The organism is Paraglaciecola sp., from assembly GCF_039942875.1.
GTDB lineage: Bacteria > Pseudomonadota > Gammaproteobacteria > Enterobacterales > Alteromonadaceae > Paraglaciecola.
This window is the reverse complement of record NZ_JBDVBQ010000049.1, coordinates 150,316-173,118: the sequence shown is the minus strand read 5'-3', so window position 1 is coordinate 173,118 and position 22,803 is coordinate 150,316. Positions and strand designations below refer to the sequence as shown.

Annotated in this window: 21 protein-coding genes, 1 tRNA gene and 1 rRNA gene; 14 read left to right on the top strand and 9 right to left on the bottom strand. The window is 38.9% G+C overall.

Annotated elements, in window-relative coordinates:
- Positions 1-24 precede the first annotated feature (24 nt).
- Positions 25-140, top strand: a 5S ribosomal RNA gene (gene rrf, locus ABJE44_RS17585).
- Between the two features lie 557 nt (positions 141-697).
- Here the strand turns inward: rrf and gpsA are convergent.
- From gpsA to ABJE44_RS17565, 4 genes are read right to left on the bottom strand one after another with little or no spacing between them, the layout of a single operon-like run.
- Positions 698-1,693, bottom strand: a complete 996-nt coding sequence (gene gpsA / locus ABJE44_RS17580; RefSeq protein WP_348112882.1) for an NAD(P)H-dependent glycerol-3-phosphate dehydrogenase — start codon at positions 1,691-1,693, stop codon at positions 698-700.
- 15 nt (positions 1,694-1,708) lie between these two features.
- A complete protein-coding gene (gene secB, locus ABJE44_RS17575) occupies positions 1,709-2,209 on the bottom strand; it encodes a protein-export chaperone SecB (protein ID WP_348112881.1) in 501 nt (166 codons plus the stop codon).
- Between the two features lie 25 nt (positions 2,210-2,234).
- A complete protein-coding gene (gene grxC, locus ABJE44_RS17570; protein ID WP_133471805.1) occupies positions 2,235-2,492 on the bottom strand; it encodes a glutaredoxin 3 in 258 nt (85 codons plus the stop codon).
- Between the two features lie 14 nt (positions 2,493-2,506).
- A complete protein-coding gene (locus tag ABJE44_RS17565) occupies positions 2,507-2,932 on the bottom strand; it encodes a rhodanese-like domain-containing protein (protein ID WP_133471806.1) in 426 nt (141 codons plus the stop codon).
- 259 nt (positions 2,933-3,191) lie between these two features.
- On the opposite strand from ABJE44_RS17565, the gene gpmI reads away from it, so the two are divergent.
- From gpmI to ABJE44_RS17540, 5 genes are all read left to right on the top strand, one after another.
- Positions 3,192-4,724: a 2,3-bisphosphoglycerate-independent phosphoglycerate mutase gene (gpmI, locus tag ABJE44_RS17560; RefSeq protein WP_348112880.1), complete on the top strand. Its 1,533-nt coding sequence runs from the start codon at positions 3,192-3,194 to the stop codon at positions 4,722-4,724.
- 3 nt (positions 4,725-4,727) lie between these two features.
- Positions 4,728-5,888 carry a peptidoglycan DD-metalloendopeptidase family protein gene (locus tag ABJE44_RS17555; protein ID WP_348112879.1) on the top strand — a complete coding sequence of 387 codons (1,161 nt, stop codon included), beginning with the start codon at positions 4,728-4,730 and terminating at the stop codon, positions 5,886-5,888.
- A gap of 124 nt (positions 5,889-6,012) precedes the next feature.
- Entirely contained in the window at positions 6,013-6,726 is a 714-nt protein-coding gene (locus ABJE44_RS17550) for a divergent polysaccharide deacetylase family protein (protein WP_348112878.1), read from the top strand.
- Between the two features lie 3 nt (positions 6,727-6,729).
- Complete coding sequence (locus tag ABJE44_RS17545) at positions 6,730-7,656, top strand: DUF808 domain-containing protein (RefSeq protein WP_348112876.1); 927 nt, start codon at positions 6,730-6,732, stop codon at positions 7,654-7,656.
- A 104-nt stretch (positions 7,657-7,760) separates the two neighbouring features.
- Positions 7,761-8,165 carry a MerC domain-containing protein gene (locus tag ABJE44_RS17540; RefSeq protein ID WP_348112874.1) on the top strand — a complete coding sequence of 135 codons (405 nt, stop codon included), beginning with the start codon at positions 7,761-7,763 and terminating at the stop codon, positions 8,163-8,165.
- A gap of 293 nt (positions 8,166-8,458) precedes the next feature.
- Here the strand turns inward: ABJE44_RS17540 and ABJE44_RS17535 are convergent, their stop codons facing one another.
- The 3 genes from ABJE44_RS17535 to rsgA all read right to left on the bottom strand — a co-directional run bounded on the left by ABJE44_RS17535 (position 8,459) and on the right by rsgA (position 11,364).
- Positions 8,459-9,349 (bottom strand): DMT family transporter, encoded by an 891-nt coding sequence (locus ABJE44_RS17535; RefSeq protein WP_348112889.1) that lies wholly within the window; start codon positions 9,347-9,349, stop codon positions 8,459-8,461.
- Positions 9,350-9,353: 4 nt separating this feature from the next.
- Positions 9,354-10,214, bottom strand: coding sequence for an archaetidylserine decarboxylase (gene asd / locus ABJE44_RS17530; RefSeq protein ID WP_348112873.1), 861 nt, complete (start codon positions 10,212-10,214; stop codon positions 9,354-9,356).
- Positions 10,215-10,332: 118 nt separating this feature from the next.
- A complete protein-coding gene (gene rsgA, locus ABJE44_RS17525; RefSeq protein ID WP_348112871.1) occupies positions 10,333-11,364 on the bottom strand; it encodes a small ribosomal subunit biogenesis GTPase RsgA in 1,032 nt (343 codons plus the stop codon).
- A gap of 103 nt (positions 11,365-11,467) precedes the next feature.
- Here rsgA and orn point away from each other — a divergent pair, with 103 nt between their 5' ends.
- From orn to ABJE44_RS17510, 3 genes are all read left to right on the top strand, one after another.
- Complete coding sequence (gene orn, locus ABJE44_RS17520; protein WP_348112870.1) at positions 11,468-12,013, top strand: oligoribonuclease; 546 nt, start codon at positions 11,468-11,470, stop codon at positions 12,011-12,013.
- Between the two features lie 169 nt (positions 12,014-12,182).
- A tRNA-Gly gene (locus ABJE44_RS17515) sits at positions 12,183-12,257 on the top strand.
- 478 nt (positions 12,258-12,735) lie between these two features.
- Positions 12,736-15,111, top strand: coding sequence for a TonB-dependent receptor (locus ABJE44_RS17510; RefSeq protein ID WP_348112869.1), 2,376 nt, complete (start codon positions 12,736-12,738; stop codon positions 15,109-15,111).
- Between the two features lie 48 nt (positions 15,112-15,159).
- Here ABJE44_RS17510 and ABJE44_RS17505 read toward each other — a convergent pair whose 3' ends face one another.
- Both ABJE44_RS17505 and ABJE44_RS17500 read right to left on the bottom strand, forming a co-directional pair.
- Entirely contained in the window at positions 15,160-16,743 is a 1,584-nt protein-coding gene (locus ABJE44_RS17505; RefSeq protein WP_348112868.1) for a sulfotransferase, read from the bottom strand.
- A gap of 252 nt (positions 16,744-16,995) precedes the next feature.
- Positions 16,996-17,496 (bottom strand): Lrp/AsnC family transcriptional regulator, encoded by a 501-nt coding sequence (locus tag ABJE44_RS17500; protein WP_348112867.1) that lies wholly within the window; start codon positions 17,494-17,496, stop codon positions 16,996-16,998.
- A 178-nt stretch (positions 17,497-17,674) separates the two neighbouring features.
- On the opposite strand from ABJE44_RS17500, the gene ABJE44_RS17495 reads away from it, so the two are divergent.
- From ABJE44_RS17495 to ABJE44_RS17475, 5 genes are all read left to right on the top strand, one after another.
- A complete protein-coding gene (locus tag ABJE44_RS17495) occupies positions 17,675-18,964 on the top strand; it encodes a cytosine permease (protein WP_348112866.1) in 1,290 nt (429 codons plus the stop codon).
- Complete coding sequence (locus ABJE44_RS17490; RefSeq protein WP_348112865.1) at positions 18,964-20,544, top strand: hydantoinase/oxoprolinase family protein; 1,581 nt, start codon at positions 18,964-18,966, stop codon at positions 20,542-20,544. The genes ABJE44_RS17495 and ABJE44_RS17490 overlap by 1 nt, the downstream gene beginning before the upstream one ends.
- Positions 20,541-21,626, top strand: coding sequence for a DUF917 domain-containing protein (locus ABJE44_RS17485; protein WP_348112864.1), 1,086 nt, complete (start codon positions 20,541-20,543; stop codon positions 21,624-21,626). Before ABJE44_RS17490 ends, ABJE44_RS17485 begins: the two co-directional genes overlap by 4 nt.
- Before the next feature lie 80 nt (positions 21,627-21,706).
- Complete coding sequence (locus ABJE44_RS17480; RefSeq protein WP_348112863.1) at positions 21,707-22,195, top strand: DUF4442 domain-containing protein; 489 nt, start codon at positions 21,707-21,709, stop codon at positions 22,193-22,195.
- Between the two features lie 177 nt (positions 22,196-22,372).
- Positions 22,373-22,747: a DUF413 domain-containing protein gene (locus ABJE44_RS17475; RefSeq protein WP_348112862.1), complete on the top strand. Its 375-nt coding sequence runs from the start codon at positions 22,373-22,375 to the stop codon at positions 22,745-22,747.
- Positions 22,748-22,803 lie beyond the last annotated feature (56 nt).

Here is a 22,803-nt window from a genome sequence, read left to right as displayed (position 1 = left end):
GTGAATTAACACGACAAGTTTTTGTCTGGCGGCCATAGCGATGCGGTCCCACCTGATCCCATTCCGAACTCAGAAGTGAAACGCATTAGCGGCGATGGTAGTTTGGGGTTTCCCCATGCGAGAGTAGCACACTGCCAGACTTCTATTCAGAAGAAAGGCCACCTTAATAGGTGGCCTTTTTTTTTGCGTGAAAATCAGTGACAGTAAAATCTCAATTAGATTGGGAGAAGGTGGCCCTTCATCTGAAAAAGTGCGGCATGCTATCCCGCGGTCATCCTCTGGTAGGCCAGCCCCGCACAAAGTGGATCCCCGGACCTAAGCGAAGCTTAGCTCGTTCCAATAAACCTAGAGTACTCATATACACATCACATATGAAGCTCAGCCGGTGCCACCATCTTTGCTTGACTATGGCTATAGAAGCGCTTAAATCCCTGCTAAAACAACTGCAGTAATATTTGAGCCGACGAAAGGTTAGTTTAAAAAGAGTTGTTCTGGTGTGTTAGGGGAATTTTCTTCAGCGCTCTATAACTGATTATGGGAGCTCCGTTAATGTAAATACTAGTCGTGCACTAGTGAAATATGTAATGAGTCTTTTGATTATGTTCAAGCTAGAACAAATGATTAACTACTAAAAAGTATCTTAATGATATGCTACGGGTGAAGTATTAGGGTTTAATATGCCTTAAATGAAGGTAAGCTACTCTGTTGTTTTATCTCTTGCTAGAAGTGTAATGGCTGCTTCCTTGACTGATTTATTGTGATACAAAACTAAATATATTTGTTCACATATAGGCATTTCAACGCCAATACGGCCACTTAAAACATGTACTTCTTTAGTGTTTTTGTATCCTTCAACTACTTGGCCGATTTCAGATATAGCCTCGTCAATGGATGCGCCTTTCCCTAAAGCTAAGCCAAATCTTCGATTTCGTGACTGATTGTCGGTGCAAGTTAATACTAAATCCCCCAGGCCTGCCATACCTGTAAAGGTTTCAGGTTTTGCACCCATTTTGATACCCAGTCTGGTAAGTTCAGCTAAGCCTCTGGTAATCAGTGCTGTTCTAGCATTAGAACCAAACCCTAAACCATCAGCTAAACCTGCGCCAATAGCAATGACATTTTTAACGGCTCCACCTAACTGAATGCCAATGAAGTCATTATTTTTATAAACTCTAAATGTACTAGAGCAATGTAGTTTGTTTGAAAACTCAGTCGCAAGGGTTTCATCAGTAGAGCTTAAAGAAATCGCTGTAGGGAGGCCTGCGGCCATTTCTTTGGCGAATGTTGGACCAGAAAGAGCTGCAAAAGGTAAATCCTTACCTAATATTTCAACTGCTACTTCATGTAGTAACCGTCCGGTTTCAGGCTCTAATCCTTTCGTTGCCCAAATAATTCGATGCTTTGGGGTTAGATAAGGTTGTATGGTTTTTAAGGTTTCTGCAAATGCACTGCTTGGTACTACAACTAAAATATCATGACTGGATGCTACTGCTTTTTGTAAGTTAGGCTCTAATGATAATGAGTCAGGGAAAGTAAAACCAGGTAGGTACTTTTCATTTGTTCTAGATCTCGACATAGAATCGACGTGGTGTTTATTTCGCCCCCATAAAGTGGTAGTTACTTTATTCCTAGAAAGGCAAAACGCTAGAGCGGTACCGTAAGATCCCGCTCCTAAAACACATACAGAGTTCAATGCGTCGATATCCGTTTACGCATCGAGCTTCTGAGGAGCTTGGTCTTGTTGAGCACGCTTTTGCATATATGCTGCAAATACCTGGTTGAAATCTACAGGAGCTAAATTTAGTGGAGGAAAAGTACCTCTATTAACTAAATTTGAGATTGCTTCACGGGCATATGGAAACAATGTATTTGGACAAAATGCACCAATCATTTGTGCAATATTTTGCTCTGGCATTTGACCTATGCTGAATATACCTGCTTGCTGTACTTCACATAGGAAAGCAGTTTCTTCACCGATAGATGCTGTTACGGTAACAGATAAAACAACTTCATAGAGACCTTCACTGATTGGATTACTTTTTGTATCTAGGTCTAATTTTACTTCTGGTTTCCATTCTTTTTGGAACATGGCTGGTGAATTAGGTGCTTCAAATGAAATATCTTTAGTATAAATTCTTTGAATTGCGAATTGAGGGCCTTGAGCCGCTGGCTGCTCTGCAGCTTCGTTAGGTTGATTTTCGTCAGCCATTGTAATGTCCTTCCACTTTAGTTGATTAGTTAGCTAATAGGCTATCTAGTTTGTTTTTCGCTTCTAATGCAAACAAGTCATCACAACCGCCTACATGCTTATTGTTAATAAATATTTGAGGAACAGTAGAGCGACCTTCCGCAAGACTTATCATCTCACCACGTAACTCTGGTTGTACTTCAATATCAATTTCTTTGAAATTCACTTGTTTGTCAGTCAATAAAGCTTTTGCCTTATGACAATAGGGACAGTACCCTTTTGTATATATAATTACGTTACTCATTGTTGTTCTCGACACTACTTAGTAATTGGTAAGTTGGCACTTTGCCAGGCGTTAAATCCACCTTTTAATGTTACAACATTCTCAAATCCAGCTTTCAACATTTGTGCAGCCGTCCGTTTTGATGTCATGCCCATGGCACAGATAACAATAATGGGTTTGTCTTTTAGTTTTTCAAGGGGGCTAAAGTCTGCCTTATTGACCAAATCAGCTTTGATTTGTTTAGAGCCCAATACATGGCCTTTCTTAAATTCAGCTACAGGGCGAATATCTAAAATATATGCGTCCTCTTTATTCATAAGTAAAGTCGCTTCGTGAGTACCTAAATCTTTTACTGAAGAGAGTTGCCCTGCGACGATTGAATAAACTAATGCCACTGAAATGGCAGCAAACAAACCAGACAATATGTAGTGGTTAGTAACAAATTCTATTAATTGATCCATATGGATTGAGTCTCTTTACGTAATTACTTAAAAAAATGAGGCCAAAGTATATAGAATTTGTTGATAGAAACTAGCCCCCAAATACTTAGATATTATAAGCGATGAATAACTTATTGTTATCCATTTAGTTTTTTAGGCGAAATGGTCGTGACGAGCACCGCCAGTAAAGATACCATTAGTATTATTCAAGTAAACGTTGAAATTAGGGTTTAAGCACCAATCAACTTTAAATGCATAGTTCATTCAAGAGGATTAGATAATGACCGAGAAGAAAAAAACCACAGCGTTAATTATATTAGACGGCTGGGGCCATCGTGAAGACCTAACTAGCAATGCAATTGCACATGCTAACACCCCTGTATTAGATGGTTTATGTGATTCTTACACTAATACCTTGATTTCAGGTTCTGGTATGGATGTTGGTTTACCGCCAGGCCAAATGGGAAACTCTGAAGTAGGCCACGTAAATTTAGGTGCTGGAAGAGTGGTTTATCAAGACTTTACGCGTGTGACCAAAGCAATAGATGATGGTGATTTTTATGAAAATCCAATCTTAACTAGCAATCTTGATAAAGCGATTACCCAAGATAAAGCAATTCACGTAATGGGGTTATTGTCTGCAGGTGGTGTCCATAGCCATCAAGACCATATTTTTGCTTTGTTAACAATGGCGGCGAAACGTGGTGCTAAGAAGTTATATCTTCACGCTTTCTTAGATGGACGAGATACTCCGCCTAGAAGCGCTAAAAAGCCCCTTGAAGCAGCAGATGCCTTGTTTAAAGATTTAGGTGTGGGCAAAACAGCAACATTGATTGGCCGTTATTATGCTATGGACCGTGACGCTCGTTGGGACCGTGTAGAGAAAGCTTACAACCTCATAGCAAATGGGACAGGTAGTTGTACCGCTGAGAATGCAATTGAAGCCTTAGATGCATCTTACGCAAGAGATGAGAATGACGAGTTTATGCAAGCCTCCGTTATTGGTGACGCTTGCCCTGTTGAAGAAGGCGACGCAGTCTTTTTTATGAACTTCAGGGCAGATAGAGCTCGTGAAATTAGTCGTCCGTTTGTTGAAGCAGACTTCAATGAGTTTCCTAAAGCTAAACATATTAATGTAAGTGCTTTTGTTACATTGACACAATACGCTGAGAGCATCGATGCTCCTTCAGCATATCCACCTGTACCACTAGTTAATGTTATGGGGGATTGGCTTGCACAAAATCATAAAACTCAGTTGCGCATTTCAGAAACAGAAAAATACGCTCATGTAACATTTTTCTATAGTGGTGGACGTGAGGAGCTTTATGAAGGTGAAGAACGTATTTTGATCCCTTCACCTAAAGTCGCAACTTACGACTTGCAACCAGAAATGAACTCTGAAGAACTCACCGATAAATTGGTCGAGGCAATAAAATCTGGAAAGTTTGATGCCATCATATGCAATTATCCTAATGGTGACATGGTCGGTCATACTGGTAACTTTGACGCCGCAGTAAAAGCTTGTGAAGCTGTTGATTCTTGTATTGCAAGAATTGTAGAAGCGATTAAAGAAAATGGTGGGGACTGTTTAATTACTGCTGATCACGGTAATGCAGAAAAAATGCAAGATGAACAAACAGGACAAGCACATACCGCACACACTAGTGAATTGGTTCCTTTTATTCATGTTGGAAAAAAATCAATTGCTAGAGAAGGCGGAACATTGAGTGATGTAGCCCCGACTATGTTGCATTTGATGGGGATGCCACAACCTAGCGAAATGACAGGAACACCTATTGTGACCTTGGCTTAGGCTTTGGAACAGTTTGTCATTAAACAGCCATCGAAACTAAGTCGCTTATTTCGCAGCTTAGTTTCGATAGCGTTTTTATTGCTAGCAACGACTCCGCAACTTTTGGCTCAAGAAAAAAGTGATTTAGAGTCAATTCAAAAACAGATCGAAGATAAAAAGAAACAAATAGCAAAACAGCTAAACGAAGCCAAAAAGCTCCAAGAGAATTTAAAGAAAATAGAACTAAATGTTGCTCAAACCGCTAAAAGTTTAAACCACACAGATAACCAAATAGCTAATAATCAAAAACAGCAAGCAAAGTTACTGAAGCAGCAAGAAGACTATCAAGATGCATTAAATCAGCAAAAGTCTGAATTAGCTAAGCAGATACGAAGCGCTTATATGACAGGTAATTATGATTTTGCAAAAATGCTGTTAAACCAAGAAGATGCAGCTAATTTTGAGCGAAGTATTACCTACTACCAATATTTAAATAAAGCCAGAAAAGAGCAAATTGACGGTTTTAATGCCTTAGTCAAAGAATTAGAACTCGTTAGAGAAAAATTAATTGAAGGGCAGTCAGAACTACAGCGCCTTAAATCTCAGCAAGTATCAGAGCAGTCTGTTTTGAAAAAACAATTAGCAAGTAGGCAAGTCACAATGACTAAGCTGCAAGCTTCTATAGAGTCTGATGAAGCTAAAATAGCTCAGTTACAAATCAATGAAAAAAATCTAACCGAAGCATTAGCCAGAGCACAGCAAAGGGTTACCCAGCAAAATGTCAGCTTAAATGGTTTAAGTAAACAAAAAGGCAGCTTGTTGATACCCGCAAAGGGCACCTTACGTAAAATGTTTGGTCGATTTAGGCAGGGGCAAATAAAGTGGAAGGGTATCGTTATTTACGGTAACTCTGGCGATGATGTAATTGCTATACATGATGGAAAAGTATTATACGCAGATTGGTTAAGAGGCTTTGGATTAGTCACTGTCTTAGATCACGGAGATGGCTTTATGAGCTTGTATGGACATAACCAAGCGTTACTAAAGCAAGTTGGTGATTCGGTGATTGCTGGTGAATCCGTTGCTCTTTTAGGGCAAAGTGGTGGTCAGAGTCGACCGAATTTATATTTTGAAATTCGCCATAAAGGCAAACCTGTCAATCCAGTTTCTTGGTTGAAACTTTAAAGGCTTTCATCACTCACATTTAAGAAGGCTAGGAGTTACTTCGTTTTTTGTGATTTAAAATTACTCCCTAACTAAAGAAGAGATTAATCATTATTCAATGCGTTTCCTTATAAGCTTTTTATTATTGACCCTCACCGTTTCAGCGCAATCATCACAAATTGTTTTGATTATTGATGATATGGGAAACAAATCACAAGATGCAGAAGCGTTTTCATTACCTGAAAATATTGCCTTTGCTATCCTTCCGAATAAAGCGCTAACTAAACGTTTTTCTGAAAAAGCTGCGATACAGCACAGAGAAGTGATTCTGCATATGCCCATGGAATCTTTAGGGGGAGTGAAACAAGAGCAAGGTGTTTTATTGTCTAATATGTCTGCCTCAGATATTGTGAGTAGCCTACAACATGCATTAGACAGTGTTCCTAATGCTATTGGATTAAATAATCATATGGGAAGTAAGTTTACGCAACTATCATTTCCCTTATCTGTGACAATGGAGTTTTTATTAGATAAAGGCTTGTTTTTTGTTGATAGTCGAACTACTCGATACAGTAAAGCTCAACGCATAGCTGAGCAAGTTGGTGTACCGAATATTATGAGGCATGTATTTCTCGATCATGTAGTTGAGTTAAAACAAATTGAAATCCAATTTAATCGGTTAATTGAACTATCAAAAAAGAATGGGTATGCAGTAGGCATCGCACATCCTCACCCAGAAACTTTAAATTTTCTGAAAGGGCATTTACCTGAACTTAAGAAACAACAGATAACATTGTCAAAGCTGAGTGATGTTTTGCCAAAGTACACTGTTTCATTACCACTTTCATTTAAGGATTAATCTATGGCTGCGGCAAACTTACTGGCTTTAATTGATGATATCGCGACTATTTTAGATGATGTTGCTGTGCTTTCAAAAGTTGCAGCTAAAAAAACGGCTGGAGTACTAGGCGATGATTTAGCGTTGAATGCGGAGCAGGTTTCCGGTGTCAAAGCTGAGAGGGAATTACCGGTCGTGTGGGCTGTAGCAAAGGGCTCATTTTTAAATAAACTGATTTTAGTGCCTTCAGCTCTTTTAATTAGCGCATTTTTACCTTGGCTAATTACCGTACTCTTAATACTCGGTGGGTTATATTTATGTTTTGAAGGAGTCGAAAAGCTTGCCCACAAATTTTTGCATTCAAAAGAAGTGCGAGATGAAGAACATAAACAAAAGTTACAGGCCGTTGCTGATCCTCAAGCGGACTTGGTGGCATTAGAAAGAAATAAAATAAAAGGGGCGATTCGTACCGATTTTATTTTATCAGCAGAAATTGTAGTAATTGTATTAGGTACGGTACAAGCCGAACCCTTTATGACTCAAGTTGCAGTGGTTTCATTACTGGCCATTGCGATAACCGTTGGAGTGTACGGCTTGGTAGCAGGTATTGTTAAACTAGACGATGCAGGTTTATATTTGCTAAGAAAGTCAGTTACTGGTGGCTTTAATACTTTTCAGAGAGCCTGCGGTCGTGCTTTATTAATAGTGGCTCCGCTGTTGATGAAGACACTTTCTGTGGTGGGAACCGCTGCTATGTTTTTAGTCGGCGGGGGAATTTTGGTTCACAGTATTTCAATTATTCATCATTTGTTAGAGCCTATGATCCAAACCTTCGAAGGCATAAAATTTATTTCTATATTAGCCCCAATTTTACTTGAAGGTTTAGTTGGTGTAATAGCCGGTGCTATCGTATTAATTGTTTTTACCCTTACAAAAAAAATAAAGCGCTAACTTTAGTTAACGATTGAAATTTGTTCATCTTAACTGGATATGGCCTCTTGTATATTTTTTGAAATGTTATACTATAACGCCCCGAAAATTGGAGTGGTATCTTAATGCAAGTAAATAATGATAGAAGCTTACTAGACAGACTAGGTATATGGGCCTCAAGTTTGTGTGCACTACATTGCTTGTTGTTACCTGTCCTTATTCCTATTATTCCTTTTATAGGTGCGTCATTCTTTGCCCAAGGTTGGTTTGAGAGAACTATTTTATCTATCTCAATGGTAGTTGGTTTTTGGGCATTGTTTTCAGGTTTTTACCGTTATCATAGACAGCTTTACCCTTTGTACAGTTTAGCTTTAGGTGGCGTAATTTACTGGAATAAAGATATGTTTGGTGAGCTTTACGAACCTTTCATCGTCGCAACTGGTGCAATATTGATTGTTGGATCACACATTGTTAATCTGAAACTATGCCAAAGTTGTCATGATTGTAAATCAGGTTGTGCGAGTTCCTAAATTATTCTTTATGGCTGCATTTGATGTTGCACTTCCCCTATTATTTGTAGAGCTAAATAGCTACTTAATAAGAAAAAACATCATTATTATGTAAAGTTCAGCTAGGATGCATTAGATCAGTTTGTTCGTTTAAAAACTTCAAAAATAGCTCTTGAGAGTGGATTGGAAGTCAATATTGTTATACCTAACGAATGTACTGTAAGAAATGCACTCGAGTTTATAGCGAATTAAATCACTGCTATTTCTAACCTTTTTTCTTCGTCATGAATATCTTGAGAGCATTTTCCTGTTACTTACCGACCTTGACTTGTTCTGGATTGTTTTCCGTGGAGTTTTTGAGCACTAATTGTTTCATATATGGCAGCTGAAATAACTAATACACCTCCTAAAAATGTTTGCCAATTGGGTTGCTCATTCAAAATGACTATGGCCATGATCGTCCCCCAAAATGGCTGCATGCAGGCGACTAGAGAAAAGGTTTTTGCGCGTAAATGCCGTAAACTAGCCGCTATAAGGGCATGGGGTAATGCAGTTAAAAAAGTACCTAAAACTACAAGCCAAATATAAGTATGCTTATCAGCAGTGAACAATTGCTCTGAAGAAAAAAAGCTCAGGCATACAAAGATAACAAGTGTTTGGTAAGCCATAGCGTGAGCACCAGAATAATGGGAAAAGTGTTTCCTATGGATTAAATTTCTAAGTGCGTATAACAGAGCTGAAACCACCCCGATTACAATACCTAAGGTGACGTCATTGTCTAAAGAAATCTCCGGAACAATTAGACAAATTCCAAACAATACAATCAAAGCACTAAATAGGTCTTGCCAAACTAAGCGTATTTTTTCAAAAAAAGGTTCAAGTAATACTGTAATAACGGGGAAAGTAAACAAAGCTATCATTCCCACTGATACAGAAGAGTATTGCATTGCTGCGAAATACGTAACCCAATGAGCAGCCATTAGAAGGCCAAGAATTAAAGCTATTCCATAATCCTTCTTACTATGTAACCTTATTTTATGTTTCGTGAGTTTTAGAATAACCACTAACATCAGGCATGCAACAATTGAACGTCCAAAGGTAATATCAATGGCCGACAAGGGTATTATTTTCGAGAAAAGCGCTGTGGCCCCTAATAAAACTACAGTGAAGTGTAGGGAGATTAAGCTTTTTTTAACGGGATCCACTGAGTTATTTCTTAATTGTTGCAAAAACGTCGCCGAGGCGCGTAACGTCTCCCGCTTCTAATTCTGCGAATTCAATCTTGTTAGCTTCAAAGCAAGCAACAATAGTTGAGCCCAACTTAAAGAGGCCCATTTCTTCACCTTTTTTGATGGTTACAGAGTTTTCGCCTTGGTCTGGATATTTCCAATGTTGTACGGTTTTTCCTGTTGGTGGTGAGATTGTACCGGCCCATTTAGTTTCTATGCTAGCAACAATCGTTGCACCGACTAAGGCCATGGCCATTTTTCCAATTTCAGTATCAAAAATAGCGACTACACGTTCGTTTCTAGCGAACAAGCCTGGTACTCGTTCTGCAGTTAGCGGACTAACTGAAAATAACTCACCAGGAACATAAATCATATCGGTTAGTTGGCCATCAATAGGCATGTGAATGCGGTGATAGTCTTTTGGTGATAGGTATATAGTGGCAAACTTCCCCCCTAAATAAGGTTGGGCTATTTCAGGTTTCCCTCCCAATAAGGTGGTTAAACTATAATCGTGGCCTTTTGCTTGAAAAATAGAGTCAAAGTTAATATCACCTAATTGGCTCACTGCTCCATCTACCGGAAGGGCCAATTGATTTTCATCGGCACAAATAGTTCTAGCATCGGCTTTTAATAATCGCGTAAAAAAAGCATTAAAAGATGGATAAGACTTTGGATCTGACTCTAATGCCTCAGCCATATCAACCTTGTATTGCTTGATAAAAAGCTTAATGATAGCCGTAGTAAGAGCGCCGGCCTCTGCAGCTGCGAGTTTCCCAATCAATCTTGATAATAGGTGCTTTGGGGTAATGAACTGCAGTGCAATTTTTAATGAATCCAACAAAATGAAAATCCTAGCTTATAATCCACCTAAAATTGTACCTGAATATTTTAGTAGGTGTATTTTTCACTAAGTTCAATAGGCTATATGCTAGTAGAATTTAAAGTTCTAGTGCTCTGGGTTATTTGGCGTGAGATGGGCGAAGTTCGTCCATATTTGCCAGTATCTTGTGGTAACTGAGATACCGCTGTTGACTTATATTGCCATCATTTACTGCTTTTTTTATTAGGCAGCCAGGGTCGTCACCATGTTTACAGTCTCTGAATTTACAGCCTCCTAAATAGTCTCTAAATTCTTTAAAACCATAAGTTAAACGCTCAGATGGTAGATGCCAAAGGGCGAACTCTCGAACACCAGGAGAATCGATTAAGTCACCACCCGCGGGGAAGTGCAGAAGTTTTGCCGTGGTGGTTGTGTGCTGGCCTAAACCTGAGTTGTCCGAAATATCACCAATTACTTCGTCCGCATCGGGTAATAGGGCATTAATCAAACTAGACTTCCCAACACCTGATTGACCCACAAAAACACTCACTTTATCTTTTAAACAAGCTGCTAATTGCTCAATTCCTGTTTGTGTTTTACAGCTGGTATAGACGATTTGATAACCTATATCTCGATAGGTGTTGAGTTGTTCTTCGACTTCACTTCTTTGCTGTTCGTTAAGTAACTCAACTTTATTCAGCAAGATAACAGGGGTAATTTCAACATCCTCAGAAGCCACCAAGTACCTATCGATTATATTCAAAGACAAGGTTGGCAATACCGAGCTGACAATTATAATTTGATCGATATTTGCAGCAATAGGTTTAACACCGTCGTAAAAGTCCGGTCGTGTAAGTACCGACTTTCTGTCCTGAACTGCTTCAATAATACCGCTAATGGTGAGTGTCTGATCTTTTCCTGGACGAAATAACACTTCATCTCCGCAAACAACACTGCCTATGGTCCGTCTCATATGGCATCTATGCGTTATGCCTGCAGTATCTTCAACATCAGCGTGTTTTCCAAAACGGCCAATAACACGTCCAGTTTGTTGTTCACCCAACTGGCTATCTTCAAGTTCTGACTTTTTGGAGGGCTCAGATAGACGTTTAGAACGGTTTACTGAAACTTGACGTTTTTGACGATGAGTAAGTTTTGGTTTTTTTGCCACGTTAATCTTTGCTGTATTTAATACTATTTCTAGTATCATGTTACCGTTTGGTTGGCTTTAAACCAAACACTATCAAGCATTCTTCTTAAACTCAGGAGCGACAATGTCAGTAAATAATGAAAATTTGGTTTGGATCGATATGGAAATGACAGGACTTGAGCCCGAAACAGATGTTGTATTAGAAATTGCCACAATAGTCACAGACAAAAATTTAAACATTCTAGCTGAAGGTCCAGTGCTGGCGATCCATCAACCAGACAGCGTATTAAATGGTATGGATGAGTGGTGTACTAATACCCACGGAAAATCAGGATTAACTGCTAGATGTCAGCAGAGTAGTATCACTGTTGAAGATGCAGTTTCGCAAACGATTAAATTTTTAGAGCTTTACGTACCGAAAGGTATCTCTCCTTTGTGTGGAAATACTATTGGGCAAGATCGCCGCTTCCTAGTTAAGTACATGGCAGAGTTAGAAGCATACTTTCACTATAGAAATGTTGATGTGAGTACAATCAAAGAATTAGTGCGGCGCTGGAAACCAGAATTGCTAGATGGTTTTCATAAAAAAGGAGTGCATTTAGCACTAGATGATATTCGTGAGTCTATCGCCGAAATGGCTTATTACCGCCAGCACGTTTTTAATATTTAAGTATTACTTTATTTTAGTTGTACAATTCTTGAATTATTTGCTGAGTATTTATGCAAATGATGAGAAAAATCAAAAAAACTCCTTTTTTGACTTGCATCACAATTTAATTTTTGTAAAATGCGCCTCCGTTTTAGGTAACCACAACTTAAAACGAGCAACAAAAATTTACGCGGGAATAGCTCAGTGGTAGAGCACAACCTTGCCAAGGTTGGGGTCGCGAGTTCGAATCTCGTTTCCCGCTCCAATTTTTGAAAAGCTAACTTGGCTTTTTTATCTTGATTATTACTCTCTTCTTTATGATTTATACACGTTGTAAAACATACTAAATGTTTAACCTCGTTTATTTTGGTTAAATATATTTACCTGACTTCAATTAAACCGGATCAAATGTCTATTAACTTTCAATAAATGCATAAATATTAAATTTTAATTGCTCTTTAATGGTGTTTTGGTGTTTGTTTTTGGTGCGCAAATAGAGATTTTCAAGTATTCTGCACTATATTTGTGAAGTTATTCGTTTTACTAAAATTTTTTTAAAAAAAACCTTAAGAAGAAGTGAATAAATATTCAGCTATTAGCATTAAAATAGCCACTTTAACTCATCAGCTGAATTAATCTCGGCACAGTATTTGCTGATGCTGGAATAGAGCCGCATCGGATCGCGCAACAACCTAATTACCTTTTTAGCCCATTCCAAAATAGTTACGAACAATGAGACTTACATGACACATAAAATACATAAAATACATAAAAGAGCTTTTAGCTACTCGGCAATTGCATTAGCTGTTTCTGTTAACCTTTTACCAAACGTCGCGGTTGCACAAGAGAATTCTGCAGAAGTAGGCATTGAAAAAGTATTGGTTACAGGTACTAGAAGAGTCAACGACGTACAAGATATTCCAGTGAATATAATGGCATTAAGTGCATCTCAACTTGAGCGAGATCGTGTTTATGACCTTGTTGATGTTTCTAAATGGGTGCCAGGGTTAACCGTGGTTGATCAGGGTGGACGTACTAGTAATACTATCGTTGTACGAGGTTTGAATACTGACTCTCTTGGCCCAAGCGGCTCAAATTCCGGTGGTGGGACTGTTGCTACTTACCTTGGTGAGATACCTTTATATTTGGATTTAAAACTAACAGATATGGAAAGGGTAGAGGTTTTAATTGGTCCACAGGGAACACTATACGGCGCAGGTGCTTTGGGAGGAGCAATTAGATATATCCCTAAAAAAGCCGAACTAGACCTTACAAGTGCGAAAGTTTACGGAGGGGTAAATACGGTCTCTCATAGTGATGGCACCGGTAATACTTTTGGCGCTATTGTTAATTTTCCACTTATAGACGATACGTTAGCATTGCGTGCGAGCTTTCAACATTATGAAAATCCAGGATTTATTGATTATGCCTATGTAGTACAAGAAATAGGTGTGTCTAACCCTCAACCAGAAGATGAAGATTACGATGCGAATTTAAAAACAGTAAAGGACGCTAATGGTGAAACCGCTGATACCGCAAAAGTATCATTACGTTGGACCCCAACAGATGATTTTGAGGCAAATTTAAATTATTACTATCAAGACCAAGAAGTCGAAGGGAGGAGCCTTGTTCATCAAGAGTCATTTAATACAGGTCCTTATGAGTCTGGTTTGAGAGTTCTCGAACCTAATAATTTGAAGAATCAGCTATATAGCCTAGAAATGAGTTACGACTTAGGGTTTGCAGAGTTAGTTTCAGCCACAGGTTTTTCTCAATATGATGAAATTGGGCAGCGAGATCAAACTGATTTACTACTCGATTTTGAATATGGTTACGAGTCATTCCCTTCATTTACTGCTTTTACACGTGAAATTCAAGAAGAAGAAACATTTACTCAAGAAATTAGGCTTGTATCAAGTTCTGATGGCCCACTTTCTTGGATTGTGGGAGGTTTCTATAACAAGTTTGAAACTTATGCTACTAGTGAAGAATTTACGCCAGGTATCCCTGAATTTTATGGGATAGTCCGACCAGATAATCTTGAATATTACTCTGTTTTGGACTCAGTTCAGGAAGAAAGTGCCCTATTCGGTGAAGTCGGATATGAAGTAACTGACCAATTAACAATTACTCTTGGAGCTCGCTTCTATGAATATGAAACTGATGTTACTCAAGGATTTGACTTACCGCTATTGGATACGCTTTACGGAGCTCCTTCGGATAGCTTAGAACCAAACCTTCAGTCAAATGGCGCGTCTGATGATGGGAGTCTTTTCAAAGTAAATGTTGGTTACGAAGTTACTAATGATGCATTAGTGTATTTCACTGCTAGCGAAGGCTATCGGATTGGTGGTGTTAACTCTGTACCTCCGTGTACAGAAGAAGATCTTGATAATCCTGGTCAAGCACTATGTGCAGAACCCGATGAAATATTAATTAAGCCTGACGAAACTAAGAATTATGAGATTGGCTTACATAGTACTTGGTTAAATAATAAGTTAATTGTAAATGGATCATTGTTTTATATTGATTGGACTGATATTCAAATTTCGGGTGTGACCGAAAACGGTGGTTTGCCCATCACCAAAAACGGTGGGAAAGCTAAGTCGCAAGGTATAGAACTGTCTTGGAGAGCTTTGTTAGGCAGCGGATGGTCAACGCAAGGAACATATGCTTATACAAATGCAGAATTGGCTACAGATGAATTAGACTTCGTTGATGGTGATGACGCATTTAGTGGTGATAGATTACCTGGTTCACCGGAACATTCATTGTCTCTCGGCGCAACTTACGAAACAGAAGTGTTTGACGGTATGCCTTTACTTGTAAACTATGGTCTGACATATACTGGTGATGTTTATACTAGGGTTGGTTTGAGAGATTTTGGCGAAGTATTACCAAGCTATACGCTACATAATTTATCTATGACACTTTCTGGGGATGTATGGGACGTGACGTTGTATGCCAAAAACTTATTTGATAAATATGCTATAACATCTACTCGTTCTGGTAGAGAGGATATTCGAGAAGTTGCAGGATTTGATGTTAGATCTTACGGTCGCTATATTAATCAACCAAGAACAGTTGGTGTTGAGTTCACCTACAATTTTGGTGATTAATATTTACAATTTTGAACTAAGGGGCTTTTAGCCCCTTTTTTATGTTTCTCACATAAGTCCTTTAGAAGATAAAAAACTCTGAATTTCGTCTAACTCAGTTCCATATCTTTGCCAACGACCGATAGAGTTTGCATTCATTGGCTGTCTCACTTGGACACTACTTGCTGTTGATACAGGAGAGGGATTCTCGTGAAAATTTAGACAGTTATCTTGCCAATCCAGCTCACAATAATCCAACAGACGTCTGATTTGTTCTTCAGGTTCAGCAACTAATTTTTCGTAAGATATCTGCAGTAATTCATCAGAATAAATTGATTGCCAAAACTCCATTAAATTTTTAAATAGAGATAAGTATTCAGCGCAGTCATTTAAGTCATAAGCGTAATTGTAGTAAGAGAAGTTAACTGCAAATAATGTTCTAAAATTGCTTAAACACACATCCATTACTTGGCGATCCAAAATAATAATTTTGGCATTAGGTAGGGCTTTTTTAATTAATCCTATATATAAAAAATTTAAGGGCATCTTGTCTACAAAGTATTTAGCTTGATCTTGGACGGGTTGTGTAGCTTGGGTGTATTTATTGCCTAGTTCTGTGAAGTTTATATTTTTTATAGCTGCAATTGTGTCTAGATCTAATACTTTGCTAGATTGTGTTCTCGTCAGTTTTTTTAGCTCAACAGCAAAATTTTGTGACTCTCCAACCGACATGACTTGTGAGTGACTAGATAGGATACGGTCAACTAACGTAGTGCCTGATCTTGGCATGCCGAGTACAAAAATTGGCCTATCAGTTGTGCAGTCGCTCTCTTTATTAGATAGGCTTTTATCCTTAAATATGGACTCGATCCCTTTGAATAAGCTTTTATCTTGGTCAATTGTATAATTTAATTGTTTCTTTTTGGCACTGTTACCACGTTGAAGAATGTTCAACGCTTTCTGATATTCTCCCAAACACTCAAGTTCTTTCGCAAGCGCGTGGCATACATGTAATTTGCCATCTATATTATCGTTACCCACTTTGGTGAGCTCGATCTGCAAACGCTGAATATTATTACTTTCTCTTGTCGCTAGTTGCAATTCGGCTAAGGCAGAGTGGGCTTGATAATAATTTGATTTAAGACTAATTACTTTTTCATAAGCGTTTTTAGCGAGTGTAAACTCACCCATAAACTTTAGTGATGCTGCAAGGTTGTAATGAAAGCTAGGATTGTTTGGTTGCTTATTGATCGCTTTCTTAAACAAAGTAACGGCTCTTTCATGATCTCCAAGCCGGCTTAAGACTACAGCGAGTGTATCGTTTACAACTGCCAAAGGAGAGTGGAGTGCTAAGGCTTTATCAACTGCAATTAACGCGTCTTTATGTCTGTTAACTAAAGATAAAACTCGTGCGTAAAAAGCATAATATTCTGGGTTGTGTAAATCATTGTTAATTGCTACTTCTATTAACCCTATAGCTTTACTCATTTGTCGCATATTTAATGCAATCATGCCTAATAAAAAATGAGCGTCTGGGTGGTTAGGGAGTTTTGACAATATTTGGATACAGCAATGATGTGCTTCTTTAAACCGTCCTTTATTAACCAGTTGTTGGGCTTGAATATGCAATTGTTTAATATCGTTTTTAGACAAATTAATTCTCGTTAAGTTTCTATTTCTATTTTTGTGCTAGGGCTTTAACTAGAAAGGCCATCACTAATTCTGTGTATAAAATAATAATTAATTACATAATACCTTGAGTTAGTTGATATTATTTTATTAGTTTTCAGTTCTTGGGTTCAATTAATTCGTATCTTTTTCTATTCAATGTTCTTTTGTTGACGTTTATTGGTACTGTCTTTTAGTCGTTACTTTACTAATGAGGAAATGGGTACTTGCCAAAAGTCATTCAATCCATTTCAGTTTTTCCAATGGGTAACCTAAACACCACTTGGCCCGTTCTAGAATAACTCGTGTTTTAAGGCGCTCAATTCCTAGTTTTGGATTAGCACTGAGTTCATTACACGATTGATTCAAGGCTTTGATATCGGGAAAACAGGTAAAAGAAATATAGTCGATATCATCACTTACTCGCACACAATCCATAAATTCCGGAATAAGTTGAATCGCTTCTTCAAATGCAGCTCTTCCTGCAATTGTGTTATTTGCTAGCTTGAATTCAACATAAGCTAATACGTGTTCGCAAATTCTATCTAAATCCATTTCGGTTTGAAAATTGACGAAATATCCTGCTTCTTTTAAAGCTTTAGTTCTCTGAAAGCATGCGCTCGGTGATAAGGCCACTGCATCAGAAAGCTCTTGATTTGATAGGTCAGCATTTTTGTGCAGGGTTGCAAGTATCTTTTTATTGATTGCGTCTAATTTTACGGTTTTATGTTTTTTCATACTGGCAACTGATTAATGCAAAATATCATTTTGATACAAGTCGACTAATAAATACATTCTTTAAATAAAACGGTAATCTTCAATAGATTATTTTTTCAATAGTCCTTTAATATAAGCCTGTCTCATTTTTTAAATTGCTGCAAAACCACATACTAAAAATTATAACAAAGGTGATATTTTGGATAATCAAAACGAATACTCAAGTGTGGCTGTTACAGCTGAACAAATAGTGTCTTGGCCTAGGGTCGCAGCGGTTTCTGTAATGATTGCATTTTCATTACCGACTTTCATAACTGGGATTGAGGTTTATCAAGGGTTAACTGTTCCTGATACGGTGTGGGCTTTGATTATTGGCTCAGTGCTGCTAACTATCATTGGTGGCACAATGGGCGCTATTGGTGCTAAAACACGCTTAAGCTCTTATTTATTGGTGAGAATAGCATTTGGTGACAGAGGAGCAGGGGTTGTTAACTTAGCCTTTGCCTTGTCACTTATAGGCTGGTTCGGCGTCAATATAGATCTTTTTTCTGGCGCAGTGAGCCACTTATTATTAGATGTTTTTGAAATACATATTCCTGACTGGCCAATAGAAATGGCGGCTGGTATTTGCATGATCATTACCACTATTTTTGGATTTAAAGCAATCAATATACTGGCTTCGATTATGGTCCCTGTGTTGGTTGTGGTAACCGCGATGATGTTTTGGGCTGCTTACAATCAATTAAGTTTAGAGCAGTTTTGGTATTTTGAAAAAAGCGCCACACTAACATTAAGTGATGCCGTCAGTGCCATAGTAGGAGCGATTATTGTAGGCGCGATTATACTTCCGGATATCACGCGTTTCAGCAAACACTGGACAGGCGGTGTCTACACCGCTTTTTGGGCTTATATGGTGGTTGAATTGATCGTGTTATTTGTAGCTGCATTTGCCGCTGCTGCTATTGGGCAATCAGAAATCTTAAGTTTAATGTTAGGTTTGGGTTTGGGGTTAGCGGCCTTTGTGATTGTGATTGCAGGTAGTTGGCTACTTAATTCCTTAAATCTTTACAGCACTATGCTGAGCGTAGAAGCTACTTGGCCAAAAATTACGGGTAAGTTATATACCTGTTTGTTTGGATTAGCAGGGATCATAGCAGCCTTCTTTAACATCCTAGATATGTTTATCGCTTTCTTGTCTTTTTTAGCCGCGATATTTGTGCCCGTATCGGGCGTTATTATGGTTGATTTCTTATTTGTAAGGCGAGAGTTTTATAATCTGGATTCCCTTAATAATAATGTAAAGTTTTCACCTGCTGCTTTTATTGCGTGGTTACTCGGTGCAGCCCTTGCAGTGTTTAGTGATGTGGCATTCATACCATCTTTTACCGGCATTACCGTGTTAGATGCTGTTCTAATCTCTGGCATTGTTTATGCGCTTCTTTGTAATGTTTGGTCTACACCCGTTAAAAATGTCGAAGGAGAAATCTAATGCATATTGGTATTGATGTTGGCGGCACACACACAGATGCGGTATTGATTAGCGATGATGATATTGTGGCAAGTACCAAAGCACTCACCTCTGCAGATATTGTTACTGGAGTAGCCAAAGCATTGAGCACTATTCTCACTGATGGTGCGGTATCTGGCACTCAAGTAGATGCAATTATGATTGGTACAACTCAGTTTACCAATGCAGTGGTAGAACGCAGGGAATTGTCTGAAGTTGCAGCCATTCGCATCGGCTTACCCAGTGGCGAGGGGTTACCCCCTATGGTGGATTGGCCTGCTGATATCAAAGCGGCTGTAGGGAACCATGCCTACATGATGAAAGGCGGATACCTCTACGACAATTGGCCATTAGCCCAGTTCGATGAAGCAGAAATAAATGATGTATTGCATGATATAAAAAGAAAAGGCCTGACTAATATATCTATAGCGTCTGCCTTCTCACCAATGAACCCTGAGCCTGAACTATTTCTTGCTGAAAAAGTAAAAGAGGTGATCCCAAAAGCTAGGATTACCTTATCCCATAATATTGGACGTTTAGGTTTATTGGAGCGAGAGAACGCTTCCATTTTGAATACCGCTCTTTTGGATTTTGCAGACAGAGTAGTTGATGCTTTTGGTCTGGCTATAAAAAAACTTGGCATTCATTGCCCAGTATTTATTAGCCAGAATGATGGCACCTTAATGAATGCCAGTTATGTTAAAAAATTCCCTGCATTAACCTTTGCATCCGGACCCACTAACTCTTTAAGAGGAGCCTTTAAATTATCTGGTGTAGCTAATGCCATAGTGGTAGATATTGGTGGCACAACATCAGATATTGGCGTATTACAGAATGGGTTTCCCCGAGAATCTAGCGCTATTGTCGATATAGGCGGTATACGTACAAATTTCAGAATGCCAGATATAAATGCGATTGGTCTAGGCGGAGGTAGTATCGTTGCAACCGACGGCCTGCACATTGGCCCACAATCCGTTGGCCATAGGCTAGTCACTGACGGCTTAGTGTTTGGTGGGGATACTTTAACGGCAACCGACCTTATAGTCGCCGCTGGTGGTCCTGACATTGGGGATAAAACCAAGTTAAATCACTTATCTAAGGAAGTGATTGAAAACGGTATAAAGACTATTAATCAAATGCTCGATCGTGGCATTGATATGATGAAGCTTAATAGTGAACCTGTACCAGTAATTTTAGTTGGCGGGGGGGCTGTGTTAGTGAGTGGCGATCTGAAATCGGCATCACAGGTGTTACGTCCTAAACATGCAGAAGTCGCTAATGCCATTGGAGCATCTATCGCCAAGATCAGTGGCGAAAGTGAAAAAATGGTGTCCTATCAGAATATTTCCCGTGAGGAAGCAATAGAACAGGTAAAGCAAGAAGCGTTTAGTCATGCCATCGCGGCGGGGGCATCTAAGGCATCACTAGAAATGGTTGATATTGAAGAAACCGCAATTCCCTATATGGATGGTGCCAGCACCAAATTAAGAATAAAAGTTATGGGTGATGTGCAAGCATTGGCTTCAACGACTCATAATAAGGTAGAGGAAGCATCATCATGAATTTAGACGAATCCCATTTAGAAGATTTAGCACTTGGTGCCGTCTTTTTGGCTACTGGTGGAGGGGGTGACCCTTATGTATCTAAATTACTCACAGCATTAGCATTTAAAAAATATGGCCCAGTGAACTTGATAGATGTGAGTGAATTATCAGATGACGCCCATGTGGTTACAATTGGTGGCGTAGGCGCACCCACTGTAGGGTTAGAGTTACTGCCATCACAAAATGAAAGTTTTGAAGCTTTGTTGGCTTACGAAAAGCATACAGGAAAAAAAGTCGACGCCCTTGTTTCATTTGAAATAGGCGGTGGAAATTCGTTGATCCCTATTATGGCGGCCCTAGCTAAAGGTATACCTGTGGTAGACGGTGATGGAATGGGCCGAGCCTTGCCAGAAGCCCAGATGATGACATACGCAATATGTGGTGCATGCCCAACTCCCGCTGTCGCCTTAGATTATCAAGGTAATGCCACGTTATTTTCTACCAAAGATACTCATACTTACGAGCGTCATATTAGAGGCTTAACTCAAGCTTCCGGTGGCATGATGCTAACTGTTGAACATCCAATGACAGGCGCTTTTCTGAAAAAAGCCCTTATTTCTGGTACCGTTAGCTTCTCGGTTAAGCTAGGTGCTTTGTTGCGCCAAAGTAGAGGTAGTGCAGAACAATTATTATCGCCTTTACAATCTTTGTTTAAAGATTCGGTATATGGAGAGTGCCGACTTTTACATACAGGTAAAGTCACTGATAAGCAGAATTCAGTACTAGGCGGCTTTGATGTTGGTGAAGTGACTATTGCCTCATTTGAAGAACAAGGCCCACCTATGAGTATCAGTATTAAAAATGAATACTTAATTGCTAAATTAGATGGCAAGGTTGTGGCTAGCGTCCCAGATTTAATAGTAATAGTTGAATATGAAACCTCCAGCCCTATAAATGCCGAAAGATTAAGGTATGGGCAGAGAGTGGCTGTTTTTGCTATCGGTTGCCCTGAGTTTTATAGAACACCCGAAGCGTTGAAAGCTGTGTCGCCCAGGTGTTTTGGTTTTGACCTTGATTATGTTCCTATGGAAGCTATTTAATATATTTAAAGAACATTAAATAATTGCAATAAAGTTGTTACACTCTCATAATTCAACTGGTCAAACCAGAGGTGAGCGTCATGACTAGCATTAATCCACTAAGAAAATTTGTTGATAAAGTAAATCAATACCCAATTTGGGTCAGTTCAAAACTCATGACTTGGGTATTCAGGTATAAAGTTAAACTAGCAGGAACTACTGGGATTGAAGTGCTGCACACCGATGGTAAGTCAGCTACCTACAGGCAAAAAAACAAGAGTAAAGCACAAAACCATATTGGCAGTGTCCATGCCGCCGCCATGGCCTTGCTAGCAGAGTCTTGTACTGGTTTTATAGTGGGTATCAATCTACCCGCCGATAAATTGCCACTCATAAAAACAATGAACCTGAATTATGTAAAGCGAGCCACGGGCGACATGACGGCGGTGGCAAGCCTCACCGATGAGCAAATTAATTTGATGCAGACCACGGAGAAAGGCGAAGTTAATGTGAAAGTGGTGGTCCAAGACGCAACAGGGATTGAGCCATTGTTATGTGAGATGATTTGGGCATGGGTTCCTAAGCGCTAGCTAGAATATGTTGTCAGATGATGTACATGTCATAAAAAATTAATCGCAAAACCTAGAAAAATAGTTGACAGATTTTTGATTTAAATTATAAAGCAAGATACAAGGTTCAGTGTTTTACCTTGGCTTAACCTTGTTTCTTTTAAACCAATAATTTAAATGATTTTGATAGGTACTGCGATGACAAAACTTACCAGAGAATCTTTAGTCAATCGATTATTCAACGATCCTAAAAACTATCCATATGGCTTTTCCCGTTCAGGTGATTTTTCAATAAATGAAAGCAAAGCATTATCCCAATATGGGGCACTCATCGCTGCATTAGTTGATGGTGAAATTTCACCTTCAACACCCGAAGACGAAAGTTTTTTGGCTTCGGCTTTTGGTAAACAAGACCCAAAAAGTATTGCTGAAAAAGCCTGGCTAAAATATCAAAAACGAATTAACCGTCCTAAAATGGGCAGTATCTATGGTTCACACAAGGCTTCCGTTGATATTGACAGTGAAAGTACCGATGAAGATGACGATATTCCCATAGAATTAGATGATGAATAGGATGCTTTAACTATTTATTCTAATTTTTTTGGTTTTTTATACTAAAATTTAGGTTG